Origin of the sequence: Flectobacillus rivi (assembly GCF_030056655.1) — a bacterium.
GTDB classification, from domain to species: Bacteria; Bacteroidota; Bacteroidia; order Cytophagales; family Spirosomataceae; genus Flectobacillus; species Flectobacillus rivi.
This window is the reverse complement of the sequence record NZ_JASHIE010000006.1, coordinates 298,934-317,181: the sequence shown is the minus strand read 5'-3', so window position 1 is coordinate 317,181 and position 18,248 is coordinate 298,934. Positions and strand designations below refer to the sequence as shown.

Genomic DNA, 18,248 nt, shown 5'->3' with positions numbered 1-18,248 from the left:
TAAAATAGGGATTATGGCATTATTTTGCCTTTTTTGTGGCGTTTTAAACGCTCAATCGGTCAGAAGTAAAATCAATATCAACCGAGAATGGAAGTTCTTTTTAGGAGATACGACACAAGCCGAAAAAACAGCGTTTAGCGATAAGGCATGGAAAAATATCAATCTTCCACATAACTTTAGTTTACCGTATTATCAGGAAGCTCGTTGGTATGTTGGGTTTGGTTGGTATCGCAAACATATCACTATGCCAGCTTCTTGGAAGAACAAAAACGTTTCTTTGGAGTTTGAAGGAGCCTTCCGTGAAGCCGAAGTGTTTGTCAATGGTACATTGGTAGGTACACACGCCAGTGGCTACACGGGTTTTACATTCGATATTACCAAAGCCCTTAAAGTGGGTGATAATACCATTGCAGTTCGATTATCGAATCATTGGAGTCCAAGAATTGCCCCTCGCAATGGCGACCATAATTTTACAGGAGGTATATACCGTGACGTTTCGTTGATTGTCACCAATCCTACGCACGTAACATGGTATGGAACTTTCGTTAAAACACCGAAAGTTTCGGCAAAAGAAGGCCTTGTATCGGTTAGTACCGAAGTAGCAAACAAAAACAATAGTCCTAAAAAAATAACCCTTCGCACTTCAGTACTTGACCCAACGGGCAAGGTTGTAGATACTTTTTCGTCTAATCAAACGATTCCTGCCAACGGCGTAGTAACTTTTGAACAAACAGGCAATAGCATTCCTCAGCCCAAACTTTGGCATCCAACGCATCCATTTATGTATAAATTGGTGAGCAAATTGTATGAAAACGGCAAAGTATTGCTTGACCAGTACGAAACACCTTTTGGGTTTAGATGGGTTGAATGGACAGCCGACAAAGGATTTTTCTTAAATGGCGAACATTATTATTTCAAAGGGGCAAACGTACACCAAGACCACGCAGGTTGGGCGAGTGCCGTAACGAACACTGGTTTTTACCGTGATGTACAATTAATCAAAGACGCAGGATTCGACTTTATCCGTGGCTCACATTACCCACACGACCCAGCTTTTGCTGACGCTTGCGATAAATTGGGGATGTTGTTTTGGTCGGAAAACAACTTTTGGGGCGTTGGTGGAGCAACAGGCGAAGGCGGTTGGTTTCAAGGGCCTGGTACTTATCCTTACTATGACGAAGACAGCAAGCCTTTTGGCGAAAGCTTGAAAACCAGTTTAAGAGAAATGATTCGTGTCAATCGTAACCACCCTTCTATTATTACTTGGAGTATGTGTAACGAGCCTTTCTTTACACACCAAAGCACCATGCCAAAAGTACGTGAACTATTGAAAGAATTGGTAGCGTATAGCCACGAACTCGACCCAACACGAGCGGCGGCTATCGGTGGTTCGCAACGAGGAGAAATTGATAAATTAGGCGATATAGCTGGCTACAATGGCGATGGTGCAAGGTTGTTTATCAAACCAGGCGTAGCAAGTGTTGTAAGTGAATATGGTTCGGTGATTGATTTTCGTCCGGGCAAATACGACGCTGGTTGGGGCGATATGGAATCTCAGCCACAATTTGAATGGAGAAGCGGCCAAGCCATTTGGTCAGGTTTTGATTATGGTACGCACGCAGGTCAGTTAGGACAAATGGGAATCATTGATTATCAGCGTATTCCCAAAAACAAATGGTATTGGTACCGTAAAGCATACAGAGGCATAGAACCGCCAGCTCCGACTGTGGCAGGAACACCAGCCAAACTCAAATTGAGTGCTGATAAAACCGTGATTCAACAAGCCGACGGAACAGACGACGTACATTTATTAGTAACAGTATTAGATGCACAAGGAAGAGAATTAAGCAATTCGCCAGAGGTTACTCTTAGCTTGGTTTCGGGACCAGGTGAGTTCCCTGGGGGCTCGTCAATCACTTTCTCTAATCAATCTAATATTGCCATAAGAGATGGGAAAGCAGCCATTGAGTTTCGTTCGCATTATGCTGGTACGTCGGTCATCAAAGCATCAGCGTCGGGCTTAGAAGATGCCTTCATTACGATTGTTTCTAAAAATGCCCCTGCATTTTTGGCAAGTACGACGCCAAAAATCACTGAACGCCCTTATGTGAAATATGACGACATCGTACCTGCCGAACGCAAAGGAAAAGTCAATTTGGTATTTAACCGCCCTACTCGTGTATCAAGCGAAGAAGCCAACCATACAGGTCGCTATGTGAATGATGGGTCTTTACAAACCTATTGGAAAGCCAAGACAACAACGCAAGACACCTGGTTGCAAATCGACTTAGAGAATACTTACAAACTTACAGAAATAAAAGTCGCTTTCCCGCAAGATGGTATCATCAATTATAGCGTTGAAATCAGCAATGATGGCATCAACTGGAAAACTATTTCGACACATAACACAGAAGTACAAAAAGAAACCTTGCTTACGCATACGTTCAAAGAACCAACCAAAGCAGGGTTGATACGAATCAAATTTGACAGAAGAAATACGATTTCACTCATAGGTTTATCTGAGTTTGAGGTCTATGGGAATTGAAAAATGGAATTGAAAATTGGGAGACAAATAGGCTACGGGTTATACCTGTAGCCTATTTTATTGAAGTAGGATTTGATTTGTAGCACCATTCATTTTGAATATTGGGTTTCGAAAATACAACCCACTTTCCTAAATTGCATTTTACTGAAAATCAATCACTTTTCAATATTTTCAAAATCATTTTACTGAACAATATTGAAGTTCCTCGTTCAGGACTTAGTCTTAGACTTACTTTTTTAAACAGTTTAAAACTGTTTTGTGAAATTCAGTAATGCAGTCCAAACTCCTGAAGAACTCGTTTTGTCCAGTAATCAGATCCAAAATAAAATATATTTTATAATAACTACTAGAAAAAGGTTATCTCCCACCCTAAAAAATCTCTTATACTCAGAAGGCATCTGAATGCAAACTCGAATATCTATTTAATGTATCAATGATGAAAGTAATGAGGATTTTTTTGGTGAATATAATCTTATGGGTATTCTCTCAAATGACATTGAATGCGCAAGTATGGCAATGGTCAACAGTAGTACAAAACCCTGCCAGAAATAAAGGAACAGCAAAGGCTTATTTATGGATACCCGAAAAATGCAAACAAGTAAAAGGTATTGTGTTGGCACAGCACAATATGGAAGAAATATCGATTCTAGAAAGCAAAATTTTTAGAGATGCATTAACAAAGCTGGATTTTGCCGAGATTTGGGTTTCACCTTCTTTTGACCCTTTCTTTAACTTTGAAAAAGGTTCAGGAAAAACATTGGACACTATTTTGGCATATGTGGCTAAAATTTCTGGTTATGAGGAATTAAACTTCGTTCCCTATTTGGCAATAGGGCATTCAGCGGCAGCAAGTTGGCCTTATTATTTGGCGGCTTGGAATCCAGAAAGAACCATAGCTGCACTATCAGTAAGCGGACAATGGCCCTATTTTAGAGGAGAACCATTTGCTCCCAATATTTGGGGAAATCGCACTATTGATTTTATTCCCTCGCTTGAAACCATGGGAGAATATGAAGTCGCCGAAACATGGGCAAACGAAGGGTTAAAAGAACGTAATGAGCATCCTAATATGCCCTTGAGTATGCTAGCTTGTCCTGCTGAAGGGCATTTTGCTACAAGTGATGAAAAAACTTCCTTTCTGGCTTTTTATATCAAAAAAGCCGTACAGTATCGTTATCCCCAAAATTATAATGGGAAAATACCAGCCAAACTTCAACCCATCGATCCACAAAAGACTGGCTGGTTGGTCGAACGATTCAGATTGAATCGAGAACCTTCTGCAAAAGCAGCTTCCATATCAACTTTTCAAGGAAAAAAGGAGGATGCTTTTTGGTTTTTTGATAAGCAAACCGCAAAAGCGGTTGAGCAATACCAAGCTCGTTTTAGAGGTCAAAAACCAGCTTTAGTTGGAGTAGAACAAAATGGCGCTACCATTGCTCAACAGAATACTCATCAACAGCTTGATATATCCTTCCAGCCTCTTCAGGATGGAATATCGTTTCAATTAAAACCAACTTTCTTGGATACTGTTCCAGCTATAAGTCCGCGACTTGTCGATTGGACTAAAATGCCTGCGGGAGCTCCGATAAATCATCCAAATGATGCCTCCAGTATTAAATTAGAAAAGATTGCAGGTCCTTTTCGACAAATAAATCAAAGAACTTTTCAGGTCAGTTTTGAACGTGGCTACAACCATGAAACGGCTCATGATTTGTGGTTAGCTATTAAATATCCAGGAAATTCTACTTACAAACCAGCAGTACAACAAGCTAAAATTCGGATTCCAGCTAAGAATCTAGAAGGTATATCTCAGGAAATCACCTTCCCTAAAATAGAAGACATACCCACTTCCCTGAAATCCTTTGCACTAAAAGCTACTTCAAATGCAAATTTGCCAGTTCAATATTATGTAGAAAGCGGCCCTGCGAGGATAGTAGGAAATCGAATATTTATTACGGCAATCCCTCCCAAAGCGAAGTTTCCTATCGCTGTGACAGTGGTTGCTTGGCAATATGGTCGTACGCATTCGCCAAAGGTTAAAACTGCAGAATCTGAAAGTCAAACCTTTTATATCCATCAAAAATAGTTCTCGGTCATGCTTCATTTCTTACGCTTTATCGAAGGCTGTAAAAACTAAGACTATTCGTTATATCATCTTATCTCATATTAAACTTAGTATTAACTCATGAAAAAAATACTCCACCAACTTATCATATTTGGTATGATTGCCTTGATAGGACAGCATGCTGGGCTGTCTCAGACTTACAGGCTTGCTTCTCCTTCAAAGAAGACCGTAGTCCTAGTCAAAGTCAATGACAAAAAAGAGTTAGTTTATAAAATAGAGCAACAAGGTAAACCCATTGTCGATTGGTCAAATATGGGGCTGGGACTTCAAAAACAAGTCCTAGGACAACAAGTGAGTATTCTTAAACAACAAAAGCGTACTGTAAATGAAATGATTCAATGGAGATTAGGCGAAAACGCAAAAATTATGAATCATTATCATGAGCTAACGCTAAATTGTCAATCTAACTCATACCCTTTTCAGGTCATTTTTAGGGCTTTTGACAGCAGTATCGCATTTCGCTACGTACTTCCCAAGCCCACCAAAAATCAAGTAGAGGTGATTAAAAAGGAATATACTACCTTTAATTTGATTCAAAACTTCACTCTATATCAGTATAATGAAGAATCTGTTTTTAAACCTACGCTTATTGACTCTCTGACTAAAACCTCTGATTTTCCATCAACTCTGACTCACGAAAAAAAGTACTTGAGTATTGGCGAGGCTGATAATCGCAGCTATACCAAAGCCGAGCTTTGTAAAGGAATGGAACCTCATTCTTTAGGCATCGCATTTAGAAAAGATTCTGTTGTTTTTGACCGTGAATTTACTACGCCTTGGCGAACTATCAGCGTGGCTTCTTCGGCTGTAGAATTGCATCAATTTAGCGATTTAGCGTTCAGACTTACAACCGCTTACAACGACACTATTCCAAACTGGATAAAACCTGGCAAAGTACTTCGTTTATCACTTAATACGAAAGATGGACTTGCTGGAGTAGATTTTGCCGCAGCTCACAATTTTCAGTATATCATGTTTGATGCAGGTTGGTATGGCGCTGAGTTTAGAACTTCCTCAGACCCAACACAAATTATTCCTGAACTCGATTTGCATCAAGTAATTGCCCATGGAAAAGAGAAAGGCGTTGGCGTGATTTTGTATGTCAATAAAATAGGCTTACTGGCTCATTTAGACGAAATTTTACCGCTTTACAAAAAATGGGGCGTTGCAGGATTTAAGTTTGGTTTTGTAGATGGTTTAAGTCAAAAAGGAATTACTTGGCTGAACTATGCCATTAAAAAAACGCTTGATTATGGTTTTATCCTCAATATACATGACAATTACAAACCCACAGGCTTGAGTCATTCTTACCCAAATTTGCTCACACAAGAAGGTATTCGAGGCAACGAAAATGCACCCGATGCATTCCATAATATGGTACTTCCTTTTACCCGTTATTTGGCTGGCGCTGCTGATTATACGTACTGTTATCCTAATAGCATAAAATCTTTTTCTAATAAATTATTGGTAAGCAGAGGACAGCAGTTGGCGTTGTCGGTAGTATATTTTAGTCCCCTCCAAGCCATTTTCTGGTATGGGAATCCCGCAGACTATAAAAACGAAGGTGAAATAGAGTTTTTTACGCACGTTCCTACTGTTTGGGATGAAAGTCGCTATTTACAGGGTGAAATTGGTCAGCATATTAGCGTAGCCAGACGCAAAGGAACAACTTGGTTTGTAGGAACAGCAACAGGCTTCAACGACTGGTCAGGAAAGTTGACCTTAGACTTTTTATCTGCTGGGAAAAAGTACAAAATGTCAATCTATGAGGATGATGAGAATTTCAAAACGATTCATAAACGAGTGATGACAATACAGAAAAACAGTGTAGTTCCTTTTAACATCAAAGCCAAAGGCGGACAAGCCATTATACTGGAAGAAATCAAGTAGATGAGGTATTTCAAGCTTCAATTTTGGTCCATCTTAAAATTTAAAGAAATCTATTTACAGAAAAATCATGCACTATATACTATTAGCAAAGCAAAGACTTCTTGGAATATTTACCTTGGGATGGTTCCTTCTATCTCAAACTTTAAGTGCTCAAATAAGCATATATTCAGTACCAAAAGCTTTGTATTATGGAGCTCACAATGATGACTTTACCGTCCGAGTTCGTTCAAAGGGAGGGCAATGGCAAGATCTTTACGAGTATAAAGTCAAAGTAGATGCCGATAATGTGCAAGAAGCATCAATGGTATATTTTGATTTTGAAAAAGAGGTAGAAGTTGCGGTTACAAAGAACAATGGCAATATTCAAACGCTTAACATCCGACCAAAACCTAAAGGATTGAACTACAAACTGGTGAATAATACTATATTTTTTCACTTAAATTCACCCGCAAATTTGTCGCTGGAAATCAATGGTGATAAACTTCACAACCTTCATATTTTCGCAGGCAATCTCTTAAAGGACATTCCTCAATCGACGGATAAAAATGTCCTATATTTTGGACCTGGTCTACATAACCCAACAGATTCTCTCAGAAAAGGGTTTGTGATTCCAAGTAATACAAAGGTATATATTGATGGTGGAGCAGTTCTGAAAGGTAAACTCATTTGCGATAAGGTAGAAAATGTAAAGATTTTTGGAAGAGGAATCATCGATAACCCACATCGAGGTTTGGAAATCACCTTCAGTAAAAACATCGAAATTGAAGGCATCATTTTTAGAAACCCAGATCACTACACGATCCTTGGCGGACAAAGCAAAGGGATCCGTATCAAAAATATCAAATCCTTTAGTTGTCGAGGCTGGAGCGATGGTATAGATTTAATGAGCTGTTCAGATGTGAATATTGATGGTATTTTTATGCGAAATTCAGATGATTGTATTGCCATTTACGGTCATCGATGGGATTATTTTGGGAGCGCAAAAAATTATACTATTACCAATGCCACGCTTTGGGCGGATGTAGCGCATCCCATTAACATCGGTATTCACGGCGACACTTCCTATGCTGGAGACACCATTGAGAATATTCATTTCAAAAACATACACATCCTTGAACAGGATGAAGATGACCCCGATTATGAAGGATGTATGGCAATTACTGATGGCGATTTTAACTTGGTAAGAAATATTTCATTTGAAAATATCTATGTAGATGATTACCAAGAAGGGCAATTATTGAATCTGAGGGTAGTGTACAATGCAAAATATAATACTGGAGTGGGCAGAGGAATTGAAAATATCTCTTTCAAAAACGTTTTTTATAATGGGACAAATTTGAAGCCCTCTATACTAGAAGGATACGACAAAGACCATTTAGTCAAAAATGTCATTTTCCAAAATATCTATATTAACAAAGTCAAATTAGACCAAAAGCGTTTCAAACAAGAAATCATACAAGGCAAATATACCCAAGGTGTACTTTTAAAAGAGTAGAGATATATTTATCAGCCAATTTAAAAGATATTAGAAATTAGTTTCCAAGCGTATCTTCGTGTCCTAAAATCCAAAACGACTCATCTTGTAAGGCTTTGATGAAAAAAATTAGTCATTTATATATTGAGTCTTACTGCACTGATGACTGGAAGTCTTATCAGGACACTTTATCAAAAGCATATTCCACCTTAAAACATATTATCGCAAAAGCAAAGACTACTCACATTGAGAGGTAAAACAGAGATTTTAGGACACACTTAAAAAGACTTTGCCGAGAAACAGTTTATTATTCTAAAAAGATGATATACATTCTAGAATCATGAAGGCTTATATTTTTCTCAGAAACAAGTTTGGCTTGCTTGTAAAACAGAATATACATTTTAAATCAATCCCAATCATTGAGAGCTAAAGCTAAAATAAGGGCTTTGCGAGATGAACTTTGATAGTTTTTTGAGGATGTACCTGATTTTCGTAAGAAAAGGCGAAAAAGACACGAATTAATTGACATCTTAACTATTTCGAATTGTGTTGTTGTTTGCAGAGCGAACGATTTTGAAGAAATTGAATTTTACACACGTTTTTGGAGCTGCCCAATGGCATTCCATCACACGATACGTTCAATAGTGTCTTTAAATTTTTGAATAAAAAAGTTTTCAGATAGCCATCATCGTTGGTCAAGAAAGATTTTGGCTAATCTCAACGAGCATTTGACGCACATCTCTATTAATGGTAAGGTACTTTGTGGAACGGTAACATCAGGTTGCAAAAAGTCAGGCATTTACATTGTGAATGCATGGGTTTCAGAACATCAGTTGGTGTTAGGATAAAAAAAAACAGATGCCAGACGGCGATTCCCGACCTGCTCGAAAGCCTTGTTGACTTTAACAAGAGTTTGGTAACGATTGATGTCATTTCTTGCTAGCAAAAAAATGGCAATTACCTATTGGCATTGAAAAACAACAATAAGCAAATCAACTAACAAGTCAGTGACAGAATTACTTAAATAAAAATTTATCACCTAACTATCAACACATTGATTTCGGTAATAATCGTATTGAAACCAGAACTTATTATGTCGAAAAAAACTTGAAATTTTATGATGATTTAGTAAATTGGCAATACCTCAAAAGCATTATTATGGTCGAATTCAAACGAGAAATCAACGGTAATGCCACCTCTGAATATCTGTATTACCTAAGTAATTTACTCCTTGAACCAAAAGAATTTAATACTTTTATTCGTAATCATTGGCGTATCGAAAACAACCTTCATCACACGGGCGTTCCGTAGCAATTAGACGTAACTTTCTTGGAAGATACTCAAAAGACAAAATCTGAAAATGCCCCTGAAAATTTTGCAACGATTCGTAAAATAGCTTTACAGATTTTAACTAAAATTCCAGACAAAGAGAGCATCAAAAACAGAAGAAAAATCACTAGTTGCAATAATAATTATATCATCAATACGCTTCTTTGTATTTAAGTGCATTTAACCTGATAAATAATGATTAATACTTAGTTTTCCATTTTTTTACTTCAAAAACTGCTTCTTAATAGTAGAATCTTTGACCCGAGCATACCTTGACAGTTGTCTACTGTCTTTCCAGCCAACAATAGCCTGAATTGTACTTTCTGGTAAGTTGAGTTCATTTATACCATTATCTACAAAGCTCTTTCTTGAAGTATGAAATGTTAGATACTTATTTATCTTTGCTTTCTTTGCAATCTCCTTAATATGTACATTCAATTTAGAGTTTGACATTTTGGGAAGAGTTTTCACATCTGATCCATATCTGTTGAATATATTCATCGCCTTTTCATTAAGAGGCACACGTTGCCTAGTATCTGTTTTATCCCTACCCAATTTTATCCAGAGGGTATTATCAGAATCAATTTCAATATCCTCTTCACATAGCGTATCATAATCCGTAAAGCTCAAGGATGTTTCAGCACAGAAGCGATATATATCAAAAGTCCTCCTATGACTATCTGGCAATCCCATTTTATCAATTCTGTCAAGCTCCTCCTGAGTAAGTGATACTGGGTCTTTGGCTTTAGCCTTATCAACTCTATATTCCTCAATTTTTCGCTCTTGGGTATAGTATAGCCTTTAGATACGGCGTATCTTGCCACTCCCTTTATAATAAATAGGTATTTTCAATCGTACTATCTTCATATTTGGAAATATTTAGGTAGAACTTAAAATCCTCAAGAAATACATGGTCTATTTCATCCATTCTAATTTGCTCTAAAGATTTCTTAATCAAGTATGTTTTAATTGTTTCAAATTTAGACTCTTTACCAGTAACAGATTGCCTCTTGAGTTTCCCCGCTTTAACCAATTGATTTTGATCGTGGAGAAACTCCTTGAAGATATCCATAAACGTAAAAGCTTTCTTTACCACTAGCAATCCTAATGTCTAAGAAGGATTTCATCAGATCTAATTGGTTCGTTGGGTTTTTCAAAACTAATCTCATTGTAGATTTGGGTAAAACGTAATTCATGGTTATCCATGAGCTTTTGATTTTTTGCAGCCTCTTTGCCTTGAAAACACTGTTCTTTGGGATTCCATTGTTTGCGGTTTAACTTGATTTTAGTAGAAATTGGAACGGACTTTTCACCATCAACCCGAATTTCGCAGGAGATTGAACCAACATCTTTGGTTTTACCTTCACGAAACCAGTAATAGAATGATAACATGTTGATAGGGGTGTAACTTACATTTCTAGGTGGGTAGTTGTTTAATTTTTTAACATTTGGTAAAACTGTGTATTAAATAAGAAATTATAAAAGTTTAAACACAGGTCAAAAAGTATTCCAAAAACCACAAAAATGAAAATGTAAGTAAAAATGTTAGTAAAATTAAAAAAGTGCCTTGGTTGCAAGTAGAGGGGCTTTTTGAGGTATTTCAGACGATTGAAGAAAATCCGTTATAAAACAAAAAAGCGAGCTAAATAGCTCGCTTGCAAGTCCTTAAGTATCTGGGTTGTGGTCTCGTAGGGATTCGAACCTTGTTGATTTTCAGGGCATTACAAGTCTAAACTTGCAACTGTTAGTAAAAATGTTAGTAAATGGGGCAAAAAAAAACCTATGCCACACTAGCCAACACGCCTTGTCTTCTACTAACATACTTAAAATTTCCGCTTTGCGTCAATTGGGATTCAGCTTTGTAGGCTCTTATTTTCCATTGATTTAGTTCTTCCATTGTGTCCTCAACTAGCTTCTTCCAAAAGCCCTCAGGCTTAATATCAACTTCTAAGAAATATGTAATTGGTAACTGTAGCTCTTCACAAATTCTTTCAAGTGTCTCAACCTGAACAGAACCATTTGCAATCATCTTAATGAGTCCTGCTTCTGACATTCCAATTCTTACAGCAAGTTCTTTCTGCTTGACACCCTTGTCTTTAAGAGCTTTTTTCAATTTTTCTGCAAAATTTTTCATGTGATTATGAATTAAGTTTTCAAAAAACTAAACTTTTTGTCATTTTTCTTTGACAAACAAAAATAAAGTTTAATATTTGCCAAGAGTTTAGATGAAAGCTAAACGAAAGTACAACGAAAGTTGTAAAATAGTGTTGTTTTTATGTTAAAATTTTATTTGAGATGTCAAGATTAGCAGAAATTCAAAAAGCGTACAATGAGAAATCCAGACCTGATAAAGGGATTGTCTTAAAGAACATTGCTGGCAAAATTGGAAAAACTGTTAGGTCTGTTCAAAATAGACTCTGTGGATACATTGTTATCACTGAAAAAGAAGAGTACTATTTCCTAAAAGAACTCAAATTGTTATAAAGTTACATCAACTTTACTTTAAGACAACTTTAAATCCTTATACCCTTATTAATTAAGTTCCCTTAAACTGTTCAACATAGGGAAATCAAGGAAGACTTTTACGGGGTGGGGTTTAGAAGTTTGCATTTTTATTACCACCCTTGTCCTCTTTGACCAATTACGCAATTTATTTTACTCGATTAATAGTTCATTACATTCATTTAACCCTTTATTACACCATGAATATACCTGAATTAGTTCGCTCTTTGTCCGCCGACCCACTTATGCAGTTTATACTTGCAATGTGTATGGGTGCTTTTTCAATCTCGATGTTGGGTGAAGTACTTAATCGTTCTGAGTTTTTGAGGGATTTGCTTTACGGCAAAGACACCGATGAGTAAACAAGTAAACGTCCCAACAAGTTGGTATTCGACTGATGAGTTGATTTTTACTTAATTTTGTCATTTTCAACTCTAATATTAAGCTCATGAATAGCGACTTTCACATTTATGCTGGCTTCGTAATCGGAGGATTACTGATGGCTTGGTACTTTAAGAACAATAGACGACCACCTACTAACTGTTTGTAAAATGTCTGTCTTATTTGATTTAGTTTGTTTGGTTGTATTTGGGATGTGGCTCTACGAAAGAGCCACTGACAAGATTCCTTAAACCTATGAAACGTCCGAATATCCTCAACAAAGTCTATGACATCATGGATGCTAATCAACAAGAATCTTTTAGGGTAAAACTAAAGGAGATAGGGTTGAACCCTAGGGTTTTCCATGAAAACTACAAGCTTGATACTTGTAAAATTAATGTAATGGACTGTTATGATTTGATGGTAATAATTCTAGCACCTGACCGACAATTTGAGCATCCCTATTACGTGCTTGACTCGATTTTGAACCCTAGAAAAAAGCCTGCAAGAATAGCTCCTCCAATAAAGCCTGAGCCACGAAAAAACGTAGTAAAGCAGATTGATTTAGAAGAGATTATTGAGGAGAGAAAAGAGGAACTAAAAGAAGTTGACCTGTCTAGTAAAATCCAGAGGATTGCTTATTCGGGTTATTCTATGCAACAATTGTTATTGACTGACGGCTCGCTCGTGAAAGTTGACCCACGATATGAGTACCATTATAAAAAAGATATTGCGGGCTATCGAATGGTAGCACCCACAATGAAGTAAGTTTAGAGAGAGCATCATAAACACCCGACTCGCTTGGGTTGGGTGTTTATTTCAACATTGTTGGCTTTATCAAGAAAGTATCCTTGGTAAGTGGGTTCGATTCCCTGTGTTGAACTAGGCGTAAGCCTTTTGTAAGTAACCTTTCATCTTTAAAAATTCCGTTTATGGATTCATCCTAGACAATCACGTATATAGCGACTCGTTAATTCTGCCTGCGTAGCTAACAGGGGGATTTATACACTTTTTTCCAAACATAATTTTGTGTTAGGGTGGGTAAATATTGCCTGTACTTTAGCAGTTTTTTTTCAGAGTCGCGCTCTGTTATTCCATAGTTATTCATTATGTTATTCTAACATTTCTTGTTAATCATAGTAGCATAACATTTTAGTTAGAATAACTCTTAACGTGTTTTTTTTAGATTTTATTACTGTTCCCTAACAGAATAACAGATAGGACGCCCCTGCCTGAATGGGAATTCTTTGCTCAAAACTAAACTCACAAAACAATGTCAAACTTTCAGATTCCTCAAAGCCAATTCGCTAGCATCGCACCACGTAAACTTTATGGTAACAAACAAGAATCAAGCTTCTATTGGGTGATTCAGTTAGACCCCACTCAGAATTCAGCACAGGAAATGGTTGGATACTCTATGCTGAATAACCACCGTGAGAACGAAGATAAGGTCTATGTACTTTGTCAAAAGCTTACCATGCTATTTACCAAAGGCTACGTGTTTAGATGCCTCAGAATCGACTTTTATAGCGTTTTGAACCCTGACACCACTCCATTCTTAACAATCTCCCCACAAGGCTTCAATGGCTCTGAAAAGATAATGAAGCACCCTATAATCAATACTATTCTCAATAAGCTTTTTGATACCCATGTCAGATGCGTTGAGGCAAAGCAAAACCCTAATTTTGAAGCAGTATTGTATGCTCAGTTTCCAGACAAACAAACCAGAGGTAAAAAGTACAAAGAAGAGCTTGCTAATGTGAAGCTCCCACGTAACTACAATTTCTTCAAAAACTACGAACATCTATGCGAATATATGTTGACCCTTTCTAAATCAAATACAGTCCCACAGGAACGAATTGACGGCTATTTCAAGGATTGTGTTAAGGTTCGATTCCCTAGTTATGATGGAACAAATTTTAACAATAAAATAGCAAATGTTCCACAACCTGCCGCAACACCAACCCACGAAGAAGCCAGACAAGCCAAAGAAGCTCGTATTGAGAGACAGCAAAGAACCAGAGAGGAATTTGAAGCGAAAAAACGTCAAATCTACGGCATCAAATAGCTAAAAGAAGGAATTGAGCGTCTGCCAATTTCGGACGCTCAAATTTTGATAGCAAATTAAAAGACCAGGGAATTAATGCAGCTCGCTTTTAAGCAAATTTTGATAGCAAAATTCAAAGCTGCTCACACAGCTCAGGCAAAAGTCCACTCTAAATTGATAGCAAAATGAAATTTCAAATTAAAAAGACCTCGATTGTCGGAGCACTTATTCTACTGGCAGTGTTGGCTTTTTCACAAAGAGAATCACCTTCCATTAAATACAGGCATATTCTACCCTATCAACAAATTCAGCATGGAATTTCTCTGATAGAAGTTGATAGTTGCGAATACATTCTTGTAGTGATCAATTACAACATCCAACTTACGCACAAAGCCAACTGCAAAAACAACGCTCACAAGCTTCTCTAACAATGAAAAGAATCAAAGAACACCTAGAAGTCGAACTGCTGGCAGAAACCGTCGCAAATGTATTTACAGCATTTTTAGTCATCATCTTTTTAATCCTATCCAAATGAAACAATTCTCAACAATGACCCTACGTGGGTTAGACAACAACGAAAATGCAGATTTGGTTGAAATAATGAATCAAGTCATGCAGAAAGAAAATATTAAAACGGGACAATCTGTCTTTGAATTTATCCTACGAGATTACAGAGAGAAAACAGAGGAATTACAAGGGCTTAGACAAACCTATAATTCTCACAGACACAAGTCCAACAAAGAAATAGAAGAGTTACAGACTGAGAATAAAAAGCTCAAGCAAGCCATCAAGGGATTCTGTCAATTTATAGAAGTAGCAAACCAACTAGACAAATGATTAATCTTATTTATCTCGACATTGACCTATATGAGTATCAAGTTCTCAGAATTATTAGTTATCGACAATACCAATTGATTAAAGCACACTTTCGAGTCCAGAAGTCAGTAACAATCGAACCAGCATTGGTAGTTGCTACACTTTATACCAATTGCTTCTTGGTTAGTCCAGAGCTCATTAAAATAAAGAAGAATGGATTAAAAAGGCTAAAGCTCCAATACTACGAAGCGCAAGCACTATTTAATATTTTGGGTTTAGACAGTAGCAATGCTTCACAAAATATCAGAGATAAACTCGACCAAGAAATTACTGACTGGAAGCCATCGTATAGTAAGAACTGTCAGGATTGGTATAACGAATCAGGACTAGAACCAGCATGGGGGAAATTTGAGGAAATGACTGAGGAGATGGCTGAGGCGGTTGAGGAGTTTTACAATAAGAATTTTTTGGATAATGGATGATTTGAATTACTTATTGAGTGGTAACTTCGGTTATCACTTTTTTTTTACCTTTGTGCTCGCTTCAACGTTTATATATGTAGTTCTATAATTGTGGAGTTCTCAGCTAGTATTCAATAAATCAATTAATAATTTACAACCTAATAATTTTACACAATGAGAAAACTATTTTTACTATTTGCTTTGTTAATTTTCAGCTTCGCTATTAATGCACAAGACACCTTATTTCTTAAAAACAATACCAAAGTCGTGGCAAAGGTTTTAGAGATAAACGACCTTGAAATTAAATACAAATCCTTTTCAAACATTGATGGACCTCTCTACATAAAGAAAAAATCAGAAATTGTAAAAGTGAAGTATAAATCTGGTTCTGAGGATGTATTTCAAACAGATTCAAAGCCAAATAGTAATGCAAACTACGTAAGTTCTCCAGTTCCAACACAAACTTATGTTAAGGAAGAACCTATGTCAAAACAAGACTATGCGGATATGTTTAGACAAGGGAAAAGCGATGCAAAAATATACTACAAGGGTTATAAGGGCGCAGGAACAGGTACATTTTTAACAACCCTATTTTTGGGACCATTAGTAGGACTTGTTCCCGCCATAGCGACGTCAGTTTCAACGCCAAATGAAGACCACTTGACATTCCCAAATGTAGCATTAACCAAAAACCCTGACTATGTTACAGGATATACACAGGAAGCAAAGAAGAAGAAATCAAGAAAGGTTTGGGGCAATTACGGCATAGCAACGGGTATTATCGTTGTTTTGGTGGGAGTTGCTGCAGGTAATGCACGATAGTAAAGATAAAGGGAGTTCAAATGAACTCCCTTTGTTGGAATTAAGTAATTAAATAATTATATCGTAAACAATATATCTTATTATTGAAATTACCTATGTGTCTTAGTATTTGCCTGCCTACACATTAAACTTTGTAGATATAATCTATGAATTAATCAATTCTCGCATTAATATTAACTTCGTATTTTCTTTTAAATTAAATAGTATAGGATTGAAATTAGGGGAGTTGTCAATTATACTCAATGCCTGCTTTGCATAAAATTTATCATTTTGACTTTTCAATTTATGCCATTCTGTAATTGAACCAAAATGAGCTACAGCATTTCTAAGACTTAGCCACATACGTACATTTTCTAAGGTTATTTTTGGGGTACCTAAAGAGTGCTCTTTAAATAAATTGAAAACTATTGGAGCTGCCCCTTTTATTTTTTGTGGAATCGGATTATTGTTTTTGTCTAGTTCAATACATCCATTTTTTTCTATATAAATCTCAGTACCATCAAAGTCTCTTAAGTTATCTTTTTCATTATAGTTTTTACTTTCGGCAAGTATTTCGAGTATACCCCAATATCGTAAGAATTTAAAGTCTATATTTTCTTCTGCAAGTGCTTCCTTGTGTAACGAAACTAAAAACCTTTGGTTCTTGGAACATTTTTGTGGACTAAATGTTTTTTGCTAAAACTCTTAACCTCAAATGCTCAAAATTAGGCATACCGAACGATATTCTTTTGATGCGCCGAATGAGATTATTGAGTCCTTCGGTTACTGCATTGGTGGCAAAAGTATTCGCATATGAAGCAATATTTGTCATCCAATTTTGGAGTGTTTTAATAAACTTATTGGTTTTAGGATGCTCTAATTTAGTAGCTTGTTCAATCCAATCATTAAGTAAATGAGTCATATTTTCAGCATCAGTAGCACACTGGTAAATGGTATGGAATCGGTTACGTTGTATATAAAACTGGTGTAGAGTGGGGCTTTTTTCAAAAGCCAGGTTCAATAAATGAGTTTGTTCTTCTGTGCAGTTTTGAGCTTGCTTAAACAATAGCCATTTAATGTTTTTGAACTCTTGATGGGTTTGATAAGCTTTACGAAGCGATTTTCTGACCGCATCGAGAGATTCATTAAGGGCTTTGACAATATGAAAATGGTCTAATGTAATCTCCGCATTGGGAAAACATTGTCTGGATGCCAAAATATAGGAGTCCCAAATGTCACAAGACACAACTTGGATTTGCTGACAAATTCCAGCCCCTAAATCATTAAAATAAGCGATTATCGTTTCTTTTTTTCGATCAGGGAGAATGTCTAAATGAGTTCCTCGTTCTAAATCGGTTAAGACACAACAGTAGTCACCTTTGCCTTTTCGGTGTGATAATTCATCAATACCAAGTTGGCGAACATTTTTAAAACGCTCTTTTACTTGTAGGCGTTTGCTAACATGCTCATAATAAAGATGTTCAACCGTTTTGTTACTGAGGTTTACCAAAGCCGCTACTTCTGTGAAGGGTTGCTGGCTACAAAGTTCAAATATCCACTTGGATTGACGATATGTATAGCTTTTATTGGCATCCGCAAAAGGTAGCTCATAACTGAAATAACGATGACAGTTTTGACACTCGAATTGTGGTATGCGAATTTTTAAATACACTTGTTTGCCAACTATGGTCAAGTCTTGTAAAACACGTTCAGTATATTGATTAATGCTTGTTGTCTTTTGCTGACAAACAGGACATTGACCTGTCTTCACCGATAGATGACAGTGAATAACTAACTTGGAGGGTAAGTGCTCTATTGAGTCGACCTTCAAATCTGGCAAGGATAGAAGATTTTCGTAAAAACTGTTTTCCGACATA

16 protein-coding genes and 2 pseudogenes are annotated in these 18,248 nt (G+C 36.8%); 13 read left to right on the top strand and 5 right to left on the bottom strand.

What is annotated here, in order from left to right; genetic code table 11:
- The first annotated feature begins 13 nt into the window (after positions 1-13).
- From QM481_RS11060 to QM481_RS11040, 6 genes and pseudogenes are all read left to right on the top strand, one after another.
- Complete coding sequence (locus QM481_RS11060) at positions 14-2,545, top strand: glycoside hydrolase family 2 protein (protein WP_283381815.1); 2,532 nt, start codon at positions 14-16, stop codon at positions 2,543-2,545.
- A gap of 433 nt (positions 2,546-2,978) precedes the next feature.
- Entirely contained in the window at positions 2,979-4,631 is a 1,653-nt protein-coding gene (locus QM481_RS11055) for a hypothetical protein (protein ID WP_283381814.1), read from the top strand.
- A gap of 99 nt (positions 4,632-4,730) precedes the next feature.
- A complete protein-coding gene (locus QM481_RS11050; RefSeq protein ID WP_283381813.1) occupies positions 4,731-6,560 on the top strand; it encodes a glycoside hydrolase family 97 protein in 1,830 nt (609 codons plus the stop codon).
- A 67-nt stretch (positions 6,561-6,627) separates the two neighbouring features.
- On the top strand, positions 6,628-8,055 hold the full coding sequence (locus tag QM481_RS11045; protein WP_283381812.1) for a glycosyl hydrolase family 28 protein: 1,428 nt from the start codon (positions 6,628-6,630) through the stop codon (positions 8,053-8,055).
- 461 nt (positions 8,056-8,516) lie between these two features.
- Positions 8,517-8,696 (top strand): annotated as a pseudogene (locus QM481_RS24905) (transposase family protein); the annotation flags it as partial.
- Positions 8,697-9,084: 388 nt separating this feature from the next.
- Positions 9,085-9,345: pseudogene (locus tag QM481_RS11040) on the top strand (ISAs1 family transposase); the annotation flags it as partial.
- Between the two features lie 240 nt (positions 9,346-9,585).
- On the opposite strand, the gene QM481_RS11035 reads toward QM481_RS11040, so the two are convergent.
- From QM481_RS11035 to QM481_RS11020, 4 genes are all read right to left on the bottom strand, one after another.
- Entirely contained in the window at positions 9,586-10,056 is a 471-nt protein-coding gene (locus tag QM481_RS11035) for a tyrosine-type recombinase/integrase (protein WP_283381811.1), read from the bottom strand.
- 136 nt (positions 10,057-10,192) lie between these two features.
- Complete coding sequence (locus tag QM481_RS11030) at positions 10,193-10,435, bottom strand: phage integrase SAM-like domain-containing protein (RefSeq protein WP_283381810.1); 243 nt, start codon at positions 10,433-10,435, stop codon at positions 10,193-10,195.
- Positions 10,436-10,467: 32 nt separating this feature from the next.
- Positions 10,468-10,755, bottom strand: coding sequence for a hypothetical protein (locus tag QM481_RS11025; protein ID WP_283381809.1), 288 nt, complete (start codon positions 10,753-10,755; stop codon positions 10,468-10,470).
- Between the two features lie 388 nt (positions 10,756-11,143).
- Positions 11,144-11,497 carry a helix-turn-helix domain-containing protein gene (locus tag QM481_RS11020; RefSeq protein ID WP_283381808.1) on the bottom strand — a complete coding sequence of 118 codons (354 nt, stop codon included), beginning with the start codon at positions 11,495-11,497 and terminating at the stop codon, positions 11,144-11,146.
- Between the two features lie 568 nt (positions 11,498-12,065).
- On the opposite strand from QM481_RS11020, the gene QM481_RS11015 reads away from it, so the two are divergent.
- From QM481_RS11015 to QM481_RS10985, 7 genes are all read left to right on the top strand, one after another.
- Positions 12,066-12,227: a hypothetical protein gene (locus QM481_RS11015; protein ID WP_166553127.1), complete on the top strand. Its 162-nt coding sequence runs from the start codon at positions 12,066-12,068 to the stop codon at positions 12,225-12,227.
- Between the two features lie 274 nt (positions 12,228-12,501).
- The gene (locus QM481_RS11010) at positions 12,502-13,014 is read left to right on the top strand and encodes a hypothetical protein (protein ID WP_283381807.1); all 513 of its coding nucleotides are present in this window, start codon (positions 12,502-12,504) and stop codon (positions 13,012-13,014) included.
- A gap of 505 nt (positions 13,015-13,519) precedes the next feature.
- The gene (locus QM481_RS11005) at positions 13,520-14,314 is read left to right on the top strand and encodes a hypothetical protein (protein ID WP_283381806.1); all 795 of its coding nucleotides are present in this window, start codon (positions 13,520-13,522) and stop codon (positions 14,312-14,314) included.
- 164 nt (positions 14,315-14,478) lie between these two features.
- Positions 14,479-14,721 carry a hypothetical protein gene (locus QM481_RS11000; protein ID WP_283381805.1) on the top strand — a complete coding sequence of 81 codons (243 nt, stop codon included), beginning with the start codon at positions 14,479-14,481 and terminating at the stop codon, positions 14,719-14,721.
- Positions 14,722-14,824: 103 nt separating this feature from the next.
- Positions 14,825-15,130, top strand: coding sequence for a hypothetical protein (locus tag QM481_RS10995; protein WP_283381804.1), 306 nt, complete (start codon positions 14,825-14,827; stop codon positions 15,128-15,130).
- Positions 15,127-15,591 carry a hypothetical protein gene (locus tag QM481_RS10990; protein ID WP_283381803.1) on the top strand — a complete coding sequence of 155 codons (465 nt, stop codon included), beginning with the start codon at positions 15,127-15,129 and terminating at the stop codon, positions 15,589-15,591. The genes QM481_RS10995 and QM481_RS10990 overlap by 4 nt, the downstream gene beginning before the upstream one ends.
- 153 nt (positions 15,592-15,744) lie before the next feature.
- Positions 15,745-16,392 (top strand): hypothetical protein, encoded by a 648-nt coding sequence (locus QM481_RS10985; RefSeq protein WP_283381802.1) that lies wholly within the window; start codon positions 15,745-15,747, stop codon positions 16,390-16,392.
- Positions 16,393-17,053: 661 nt separating this feature from the next.
- On the opposite strand, the gene QM481_RS10980 is transcribed toward QM481_RS10985, so the two are convergent.
- The gene (locus QM481_RS10980; protein ID WP_283381801.1) at positions 17,054-18,247 is read right to left on the bottom strand and encodes an ISL3 family transposase; all 1,194 of its coding nucleotides are present in this window, start codon (positions 18,245-18,247) and stop codon (positions 17,054-17,056) included.
- Position 18,248 lies beyond the last annotated feature (1 nt).

Bases quoted from the DNA above. Each gene is read 5' to 3' on its own strand.
- QM481_RS11060 (WP_283381815.1), top strand. From the start codon at position 14: ATGGCATTATTTTGCCTTTTTTGTGGCGTTTTAAACGCTCAATCGGTC.
- QM481_RS11055 (WP_283381814.1), top strand. From the start codon at position 2,979: ATGATGAAAGTAATGAGGATTTTTTTGGTGAATATAATCTTATGGGTA.
- QM481_RS11050 (WP_283381813.1), top strand. From the start codon at position 4,731: ATGAAAAAAATACTCCACCAACTTATCATATTTGGTATGATTGCCTTG.
- QM481_RS11045 (WP_283381812.1), top strand. From the start codon at position 6,628: ATGCACTATATACTATTAGCAAAGCAAAGACTTCTTGGAATATTTACC.
- QM481_RS11035 (WP_283381811.1), bottom strand. From the start codon at position 10,056: ATGGGATTGCCAGATAGTCATAGGAGGACTTTTGATATATATCGCTTC.
- QM481_RS11030 (WP_283381810.1), bottom strand. From the start codon at position 10,435: ATGGATATCTTCAAGGAGTTTCTCCACGATCAAAATCAATTGGTTAAA.
- QM481_RS11025 (WP_283381809.1), bottom strand. From the start codon at position 10,755: ATGTTATCATTCTATTACTGGTTTCGTGAAGGTAAAACCAAAGATGTT.
- QM481_RS11020 (WP_283381808.1), bottom strand. From the start codon at position 11,497: ATGAAAAATTTTGCAGAAAAATTGAAAAAAGCTCTTAAAGACAAGGGT.
- QM481_RS11015 (WP_166553127.1), top strand. From the start codon at position 12,066: ATGAATATACCTGAATTAGTTCGCTCTTTGTCCGCCGACCCACTTATG.
- QM481_RS11010 (WP_283381807.1), top strand. From the start codon at position 12,502: ATGAAACGTCCGAATATCCTCAACAAAGTCTATGACATCATGGATGCT.
- QM481_RS11005 (WP_283381806.1), top strand. From the start codon at position 13,520: ATGTCAAACTTTCAGATTCCTCAAAGCCAATTCGCTAGCATCGCACCA.
- QM481_RS11000 (WP_283381805.1), top strand. From the start codon at position 14,479: ATGAAATTTCAAATTAAAAAGACCTCGATTGTCGGAGCACTTATTCTA.
- QM481_RS10995 (WP_283381804.1), top strand. From the start codon at position 14,825: ATGAAACAATTCTCAACAATGACCCTACGTGGGTTAGACAACAACGAA.
- QM481_RS10990 (WP_283381803.1), top strand. From the start codon at position 15,127: ATGATTAATCTTATTTATCTCGACATTGACCTATATGAGTATCAAGTT.
- QM481_RS10985 (WP_283381802.1), top strand. From the start codon at position 15,745: ATGAGAAAACTATTTTTACTATTTGCTTTGTTAATTTTCAGCTTCGCT.
- QM481_RS10980 (WP_283381801.1), bottom strand. From the start codon at position 18,247: ATGTCGGAAAACAGTTTTTACGAAAATCTTCTATCCTTGCCAGATTTG.